Below are 8,194 nucleotides of genomic sequence, written 5' to 3'. Positions count from 1 at the left end.
GCCGCCGTGGTGTCGTCGCTGAACGACGTGCCTATTGCCGGCCACGTGTGCCTGGCCGCCGAAGTGGGCCTGAGCGGCGAAATCCGGGCCGTGACGCGCCTCGACCAGCGCCTGGCCGAAGCCGAGAAGCTGGGCTTCCGCGAGATGTACGTGTCGCAGTTCAACGGCAAAAACCTGGATTTGAACCGCTCGGGCATGAAAACCTACCCCGTGGGACGGCTCGAAGAGGTGCTGGCAGGCTTATTTGGCTAGCAGCTTTCACCTGGCCTGATGCCCGCAGACATGAACACGACGCTAAGGCCGGTTCAACAGTTGGCTGCAGTTGATAAAAAAAGTAATACGCCGATTTGGATTTTATAAATCAAAAAGCCGTATCTTCGGAGTGTTGATAGGCTTTTACCGCGAATTTTATTCGGAGCCTGGCACTTTTCCCCGCTCTAATATTGTTGGCTCGGCCAACTGCTCGTATACCGCGTCATGACCGCACGATTTACTACCTACGTTCAACGAGTACTGGTGGCAGCCTTAGTAGCTGCGCCTGCGCTGAGCTACGGCCAGAGCAAGCATCACACGAAGCATCATGCCAAGCCGAGCACGCAGCACACAGCTGCCGCGCCGGCTTCGGCCGCTAAGCCGGCTGCTGCCCCTGCTGTAGTTGGCGAGGCTGCTGCTCCGGTGCCTGCTTCTCCAGCCGCGGCTCCGGCGAAGGCGGTTGCTCCGGCGGCGGCTCCGGCCAAAGCCGTGGTGGCCCTGCCGAAGCCCATGGCCAAGCCGGCCCCGGCCCCCGAGCCCACTGGCAAAGCCATCCTGATTGGTAAAATCAGCGGCTCGACCAACGACTCGGTGGCGGTGTCGCTGCGCGAGAACCCGCTCGACCCCAAGGACAAGCTCATTCGCGTGCCGGTGAACGAAAAGGGCGAGTTCAAGCTGGTGATTCCGCTGTTCGGGCCCACGAAGGCTGATTTGGTATACGGCGACGACGTAGCGCCGCTGTTTCTGGACGCGGGCACCGACCTGGACGTGCGCTTTAAGGGCAACGATATGTCGACCACGCTCAAGTTCAAAGCCAACGACGTGCCCACCGGCCTCGGCACCAAGCTGCGCAATGGCTCGAACCTGACAGAGCAGCAGCGCCACCGCCAGCAGGCCGCCAACGCTAACAACTACCTCTCGGAGTTCGACGCGCAGTTTGTGGAGAACGACGGCTTCCAGGTGCTGCCCGACAACATTCAGCTCTACGAAGCGCCGTTCATCTCCTTCCTGGAGTACCGCCGCAAGCACGAATTGGAGTTCTTGGAAGACCACGCCGCCAAGCAGTCGTTCACCCAGGATTTTTACAACTATGCCAAAGCGGAAGTGGTGTACTCGTATGCCAACGACAAGCTGACCTTTCAGGACCTGCGCGAGCAGGTGGTGAACACCGAGGGCCGCCTGAAAATGGCGCCCGACTACTACAACTTCCTGCGCGAGCCCGGCCTGCTGAACGACCCCAACGCCGCCCAGAGCGAGCTGTACCACGAATTCCTGCTCAATTACGTGCACTTCGCCGTGGCCCAGGACAAGCACCAGCGTGCCGACCCCGACTTCTACCCCGCCTGCTACGCCCTGACCGTGAAGAAGCTCAACGGGCCCACCCGCGCCGTCATTCTGGGTCGCATCCTGCAGGAGTCGTTCCGTTTCGGGCACGTGAAGCAGTCGGCCGCCATGCTGACCGATTTCCGCAACTACGATGCGCGCAATATTTATTACCCCACGCTGCTTACCGATTTCGACCGGCACAAGGACTTCGCCATTGGCGCGCCAGCCCCCGATTTCAAGCTGGCCACCGCCACCGGCGACACGGTGCACCTGCACGACTTCGCCGGCAAGCTGGTGTATCTAAACTTCTGGAAATCGACCAACGGCCTGTGCCTGCGCGACTTGGCTTACGCTCAGGAACTGATGCGCAAGTTTGAGGGCAAGAACATCGTGTTTGTGAACGTGGCGCTCGATGAGAACGAGCAGGCCTGGAAGTCGCTCGTGAACATTAAGAAGCTGCCCGGCGTGCAGGTGCGCGTGCCCGGCGGCGGCCTGCGCTCGGCCACGGCCCACGCCTATGCGCTGCAGGAAGTGCCCTCGTATTTCCTGGTAGGCGAGGATGGTACCTTCCTCAATACCAAGCCCAAGCGCCTGAGCAGCCGCGCGGCAATTGACGAAATCAACCAGTCGTTCGGCAAGGCCAGTACCTACACCAGCGCCATCGAATTCGCGCCGGCCACCAAGAAATAAGCGGCCCGCCCGCAACTGAAGTAGCGCGAACTTTGTAGTTCGCGTCCCCGCCCAGCACAAGTGGCGTCCGGACGCGAACTACAAAGTTCGCGCTACTGCTTTTTAGCCCTCCTGCATGCCCCTGCCTTTCGCCGATACCCGCAACCTGCTTGCCAAAGCCACGCCCCTGCGGGTGTGGAATACCCTGGAGGTAGTGGGCTCCTATATTCTGAGTAAAATCACGGGCAAGGCCCGGCTGCGGGGCCTGCCCATGGCCCTGAGCTTCGAGCCAACCACCAGCTGCAACCTGCGCTGCCCGGAGTGCCCCAGCGGCCTGCGCTCGTTTACGCGGCCAACGGGCATGCTACAGGGCGACTTGTTTAAGCGCACGATTGACGAGGTGGCCAGCCGGCTGTGGTACCTGATTTTTTACTTTCAGGGCGAGCCTTACCTGCATCCGCAGTTTCTGGAGCTGGTGAAGTACGCGTCGGATAAAGGTATTTACACCGCTACCAGCACCAACGCCCACTACCTCAACGACCAGAACGCGCGCAAAACGGTGGAAAGCGGCCTCGACCGCCTCATCATCTCGCTCGATGGCACCACGCAGGACGTGTACCAGCAGTACCGCGTGGGTGGCAAGCTGGAGAAGGTGCTCGAGGGCACCCGCAACGTGGTAAAATGGCGCAAGGAGCTGCAATCGAGTACGCCGCGCATCATCTTCCAGTTTTTGGTGGTGCGGCCCAACGAGCACCAGATTGACGATGCCCGCCAGCTGGCCGACGCGCTGGGCGTGGACGACGTGTGGTTCAAAACCGCCCAGATTTACGACCACGCCCACGGCTCGCCCCTCATCCCGACTATTGACTACTACTCGCGCTACCAGAACAACGGCGACAACACCTGGAGCCTGAAAAACAAGCTCGTGAACCACTGCTGGAAGATGTGGCACTCCTGCGTCATTACCTGGGACGGCCTGGTGGTGCCCTGCTGCTTCGATAAGGACGCCGAATACCGGCAGGGCGACCTCAAAACTGAAACCTTCGGCCAGCTCTGGCGTGGCCCCAAGTATCAGCGCTTCCGCAGCAGCCTGCTCAAAGGCCGCGACCAGATTGAGATGTGCCGCAACTGCTCGGAAGGTACCAAGGTGTGGGGGTGAGGAAGTGTTGAATGTCGAGGGCTGAATGAGTAGAACGACAACTCAACATTCAGCCCTCAACATTCAAAAATTCTTTTCTCTCCTGCGCCACTACGAGAAAGCCATAGCCAAATACCAGCAGGTTGAGGCCAATTTGCAGGCTCAGCGAATCGACAACCAGCATGGCGGTGGCTTGGGCAATGAGGAAGCAGACAATGGCCGGGTTGCGGCGCGGGCCCGGCCGTAGCAACGGCCAGAATAGCAGCGCCAGCAGCAGCCCGAGCCCGAGCACGCCACCACCCATCAACGCTTCCAGATACTGGTTATGTACTTCGACCCGGTTGGCCGGCCGCAGGCCGAAGTCGTGCCACGCGTATTGCTCCTGCATGGCCACGTGCGTATCGGCCGGGCCAACCCCCAGCAGCCAGTGCTGGCTGATAACATTGCCGGCGGTTTCGATGGCCGCCAGCCGCCGGGCCAGCGAATAATTGTTCATGTCCTGGCCCAGCGTGTACTTCTGTACATCCCAGATGGAGCCGGCCACCCGCTGCCTCACCGAGTCGAGCGAGTGGTAGGCCAGTAAGGGCACCAGTAGCAGCCCGGCCAGCAGGGCCACCCCTAGTAGTACGTGCCGCGAGCTCAGCAGCCAGCCTACATAGGCTAGCAGCCCCACGTACAGCACCAACAGCCCCGTGCGGTAAGCCAGCACGTGTAAGACCAGCAGCGCGCCTGCGGCCGCTGCCAGCAAAGCCGTGCGGAGTACCGGCCCGGCCAGCGGATTGCGCCGCAGCAGTAGCCCCCAGAAAAAGGCCAGTGCCAGCATAATACCGAATGGAATATGAAACAGGCGGGTAACTGCTTCAAGGTTCTGGCCAGCGTTGATGGCCTGATTGAAGCGGGCTGCATCGACGAGGTAGTAAGCCATGGTGGCAATGCCTACCGCGCTGGTACCCAAAACGAATAGGGCGCCTACCGTTAGCCGTTGCCAGCGCGTGAGCGGAACGGCTAGCGTAAACGCCATCGGCACGGCCAGCCACGGCAGGCTGCGAAATAGCTCGTGCCGCCACACGGTGCTTTCGCTGGTGTACAGGCCACTCACGAGCAGAAATGCTACCAGGGCTGCGGCTCGCATCGCAGCGCCGTTGCGGTAGTAGCCGGGCAGGTCGCGCCGTAGGGTAGGATTGGCCAGCACAGCCAGCACACCAGTTACCGGCGCCAGCGCAACCAGCGACCGCGCTGCCAATAGCCCCATCACTCCTGCCAGCGACGCCAGCCAGAGCAGATGCTGCGAAAGGCGCCCCGAAACATAATACTGCACCACTAAAAGCCGAAAGAGAATTGCTGGCCCCAAAGCGAATAAGCCGGATGGGGGTTGGGCCACTACCCGCACCAAATGTACCAGCCACTCTGTTAATACGCGCGGCTATTTACTTACAAAAGCCACCGCAATAACCGGGTAGCCGGGGTATTGCGGTGGCTTTTGCAAGGGGTAGTACCAACCAGCCAATCGGCTGTGCAACAAACAAGCGGGCGGCTATTTCACCTTCTTCGTCAGGTTCTTGCCGAGGTCTTCCACCTTTTTCAGGAAGTCGTCGGTGTCGCCGTCGGCGTAGGTGCCGAAAGCAGTCGAAATGGTGCCTTTTACCCCGTCAGTAGCTTCGATGGCGTAGAGGATGGACATGTCGTCGGGGTTGCTTTCGCCTTCGAAGCGGTAAAAGTCCACGATGGTTACTTCGTCGGGCGCGTAGCTTTTGTTCGAGTCGCTGCCGATGGTTTGCAGCCGGCCGTCCACCACGTTGAAATCCTGGGTGAAGCCTTCTTTATTGAGTCGGTTCTCGACGCTCACGAGCGAGCGTTCTTCTTCTTTATCCTGCATGGCGGTGGGGTGTTTTGAAGGGAGTAGATAAACGGCGGGGCGCCCGGGCTGCAAAGCCAGCCGCCCCCGTTCCGGCTATACGGAGCCAGGACGGGGGCGGGTTATGTTAATCCCAACTAAATAGCAAAATTGCTTTATTTGGCCGTGGCACGGCGCTCGATGGTGCGTTGCAGGGCCTCCACGTCGATTTGCCCGCAGGCCCCGCCGCAGCCCTTGGCGCAGCCGGCCGCCGTTTTGCTGAAAAACGCCCGATAGAAAATGCGGCCCACGTAGAACGCCGCCGCCACAAAAAGGGCGGCAATCAAAAAATATTGAATTTCGAGGGAAGTGATGGTCAGCAGAAGCATAGCGGAATAACTGCGGAGCGAAAAGAATAGTTTGCGCGGCTAGCGCCAGAACTCGCCGATAGCGGCCTGCATCTCGACGTGGATGAGGCGGTTGCTGGCCACAATCTCGCGCCCAAACAGCGGGTCGCCATCCGTCAGAAACTGCGTAACGTGGCCGCCGGCCTCACGCACCAACAGAATGCCGGCCGCCACATCGTAGGAGTTCAGGTTGAACTCGAAGAAGCCTTCGCAACGGCCGGCGGCCACGTAGGCCAGGTCGGCCGCGGCCGAGCCCAGGCGGCGCACGCCGTGGCTGCGCTGGAAAAACGCGCCGAGAATTTTCAGAAAGTCATCGAGCCGGCCGAAGTCGTGGTAGGGGAAGCCGGTGGCAATGAGCGAGCTGTTGAGCTCGGCTACGTCGGTGACGCGAATGGGCTGGTCGTTGCAGAACGCGCCGCCGCCGCGCACGGCCCGGAAGCTTTCATCGCGGCCTACCTCATGCACCACGCCCACCACCAGCTCGCGGTGCTGCACCAGCGCTACGCTGATGCAGTACACCGGCAGCCCGTGCACGAAGTTGGTGGTGCCGTCGAGCGGGTCGATTATCCACACAAACTCCTCGGCGTGGGCGTCGGGCCCGGCCGTGCCTTCCTCGGTGATGAAGCCGGCTTCGGGCAGCAGTTCGCGCAGGCCGGCCACGAGGCGGCGCTCGGTTTCCTGGTCCACGTAGCTCACGAGGTCGTGCAGGCCCTTGTGCTCCACTTTATCGCGGTCGAAGGTGGCCGCTTCCTGGCTGATGAACTGCGCCGTGCGGCGGCACAGGGCCGCTAGGTCGTGGGAGAGTTGGGTGAAGTCGGGAGTCATATTATTGAACGGTGTAGAGACGCAATATTTTGCGTCTCGTCGTTGCTGATGTTGTTTGGTTGTTTGTGAGAACGACGCAGTCCTGCTCGTTCAATGCGAGTCGTTCAACGACGAGACGCAAAATGTTGCGTCTCTACCCCACAATGGCGCGTTTCCGCGTGAAGCCCAGCACGATGGCCGTCAACAGACCCAGCACCGCCAACAGCTGCGCGCCGCGGCCGATGAGCTCGCCGTGGCGGGCGTAGAAGGTCACTTCGTCGTTCAGGTGCACGGTGGCGCGGCTGGCCGTCGGAATCCAGGCCGGCTCGCGCTGGGTGATTTCGCCTTTCTGGTTGATGAAGCCGGTGAAGCCGGTGTTGGCCGAGCGGGCCAGGTCGCGGCGCGTTTCGATGCAGCGCAGCTGGCCATAGCTCAGCAGCTGGCGATAGCCGGGCGAGTCGTGCCACCACGCGTCGTTGGTGGGCAGGCCCAGCAGCGTGGCCCCGTTGCGAGCGTATTCGGCCACAAAGTCGCCGTAGATAGATTCGTAGCAGATAACCGGGGCCACGCGCAGGGCCGGAGCATTGGCCGGGGCCGGGTACACGGTGCGCTCGGCCTGGCTGCCCACACTGCCCACGGTGCCGCCCAAGTCGATGTGCGAGATGATGGACACCAGCGCTGGCGGAATCTTTTCCACGCCCGGCACCAGCCGCGACTTGTGGTAGAGCGCCACGCGGGCGCTGGCATCGGCGAAGTATGCGCCGGTGTTGAAGAAGTCGTAGTAGCCGAGGTCGTCGCGGTAGCGGGCGGTTTCGCTGGCGGCCTCCTTGTTCGGGTACGAGCCCAACGTGGTGATGCCCGTGAGCAGGGCCACGCCGGGATGGCGCGTCATCCACTCGCGGATGCGGCGGATTTTCGGGTTGCTTTCAATCGTGTTTTCCCACACCGCTTCCTCCAGCGCCGTTTCGGGCCAGATGATGAGGCGCGTCTGAGGCGTGAGCTTCTGCTCCGACAGTGCCAGAAAGCGCGTCAGCTGCTCGTTGTAAGGGATGAACTTGGGGCCGCCTTCAAACTTCTCCACGTAGGGGTCGAAGTTGGGCTGCACCACTACCACCTCGGCCGTTGGGCCTTTTTCCTGGTAGTTGTGGCCGATAATGCCCGATACAACCAACGGCAACACCACGGCCAGCACCGGCATGGCCCAGCGCCAGCGAGCCGGGCTTTCGAGCGCCCCGGCAGCAACGCCGCGCCGGCCGTACCACGCCCGGAATACCAGCAGGTTCACGGCCCATACCCACACCGAGCCGCCCAAGAAGCCCGTGTACTCGTACCACTGCACCCAGCCGGGTGCGGCCGCGAAGCCGTTGCCCAGCGTCAGCCAAGGCCAGGTGATGTCCCAGTGCAGGTGTAGCTGCTCGAAAGCAATCCAGTACACCGGCAGCAGGGCATAGCCCCAGCGGTAGCCCAGCCGCTTGTGGGTCTGGCGGAAGGCCATCAGCGGCAGGCACATCAGCAGCGCATTCAGCACCACGGCGGCGATGCCGGCGGGCAGGCTGGCGTAGCTCACCCACCAGGTAGTGAGGGCGTTCCAAAGCAGCAGCATGAGGTAGGTGTGCGCAAATACCTGGCCCTTGCGCGCGCCCCGCGCTGTGAGGCGGCGCTCCATCAGCAGGTAGGGCACCCAGGCCACGAACAGCAGCGGCACCGTGAGGGCGGTGGGCCAGGGCATCCAGCCGGCACACAGTAGCAGGCCGCCCAGCACGG

Annotated in this window: 8 protein-coding genes; 3 read left to right on the top strand and 5 right to left on the bottom strand. The window is 61.8% G+C overall.

From position 1 onward, the window contains the following. From ACYVDE_RS09630 to ACYVDE_RS09620, 3 genes are all read left to right on the top strand, one after another. Positions 1-252: S16 family serine protease (locus tag ACYVDE_RS09630; RefSeq protein ID WP_460501282.1), on the top strand; the 252-nt coding region annotated here is incomplete at its 5' end. A 225-nt stretch (positions 253-477) separates the two neighbouring features. After that, on the top strand, positions 478-2,268 hold the full coding sequence (locus ACYVDE_RS09625; RefSeq protein ID WP_460501281.1) for a TlpA family protein disulfide reductase: 1,791 nt from the start codon (positions 478-480) through the stop codon (positions 2,266-2,268). A gap of 115 nt (positions 2,269-2,383) precedes the next feature. Continuing rightward, positions 2,384-3,406, top strand: coding sequence for an SPASM domain-containing protein (locus tag ACYVDE_RS09620; RefSeq protein ID WP_460501280.1), 1,023 nt, complete (start codon positions 2,384-2,386; stop codon positions 3,404-3,406). A 49-nt stretch (positions 3,407-3,455) separates the two neighbouring features. Here ACYVDE_RS09620 and ACYVDE_RS09615 read toward each other — a convergent pair whose 3' ends face one another. From ACYVDE_RS09615 to lnt, 5 genes are all read right to left on the bottom strand, one after another. Next, positions 3,456-4,586: an O-antigen ligase family protein gene (locus ACYVDE_RS09615; RefSeq protein ID WP_460501279.1), complete on the bottom strand. Its 1,131-nt coding sequence runs from the start codon at positions 4,584-4,586 to the stop codon at positions 3,456-3,458. A gap of 333 nt (positions 4,587-4,919) precedes the next feature. After that, positions 4,920-5,261: a hypothetical protein gene (locus ACYVDE_RS09610; protein ID WP_460501278.1), complete on the bottom strand. Its 342-nt coding sequence runs from the start codon at positions 5,259-5,261 to the stop codon at positions 4,920-4,922. A 134-nt stretch (positions 5,262-5,395) separates the two neighbouring features. After that, complete coding sequence (locus ACYVDE_RS09605; RefSeq protein ID WP_460501277.1) at positions 5,396-5,608, bottom strand: hypothetical protein; 213 nt, start codon at positions 5,606-5,608, stop codon at positions 5,396-5,398. Positions 5,609-5,647: 39 nt separating this feature from the next. Continuing rightward, positions 5,648-6,451: an inositol monophosphatase family protein gene (locus ACYVDE_RS09600; RefSeq protein ID WP_460501276.1), complete on the bottom strand. Its 804-nt coding sequence runs from the start codon at positions 6,449-6,451 to the stop codon at positions 5,648-5,650. A gap of 133 nt (positions 6,452-6,584) precedes the next feature. Beyond that, positions 6,585-8,194: apolipoprotein N-acyltransferase (gene lnt, locus ACYVDE_RS09595; protein WP_460501275.1), on the bottom strand; the 1,610-nt coding region annotated here is incomplete at its 5' end.

The organism is Hymenobacter agri, assembly GCF_054778495.1.
The sequence above is the reverse complement of the archived record's forward strand: the minus strand, read 5'-3'. Positions and strand labels throughout refer to the sequence as shown.

What these genes read in the sequence shown, in the direction of transcription:
- ACYVDE_RS09625 (WP_460501281.1), top strand. Translation starts at nt 478, where the DNA reads ATGACCGCACGATTTACTACCTACGTTCAACGAGTACTGGTGGCAGCC.
- ACYVDE_RS09620 (WP_460501280.1), top strand. Translation starts at nt 2,384, where the DNA reads ATGCCCCTGCCTTTCGCCGATACCCGCAACCTGCTTGCCAAAGCCACG.
- ACYVDE_RS09610 (WP_460501278.1), bottom strand. Translation starts at nt 5,261, where the DNA reads ATGCAGGATAAAGAAGAAGAACGCTCGCTCGTGAGCGTCGAGAACCGA.
- ACYVDE_RS09605 (WP_460501277.1), bottom strand. Translation starts at nt 5,608, where the DNA reads ATGCTTCTGCTGACCATCACTTCCCTCGAAATTCAATATTTTTTGATT.
- ACYVDE_RS09600 (WP_460501276.1), bottom strand. Translation starts at nt 6,451, where the DNA reads ATGACTCCCGACTTCACCCAACTCTCCCACGACCTAGCGGCCCTGTGC.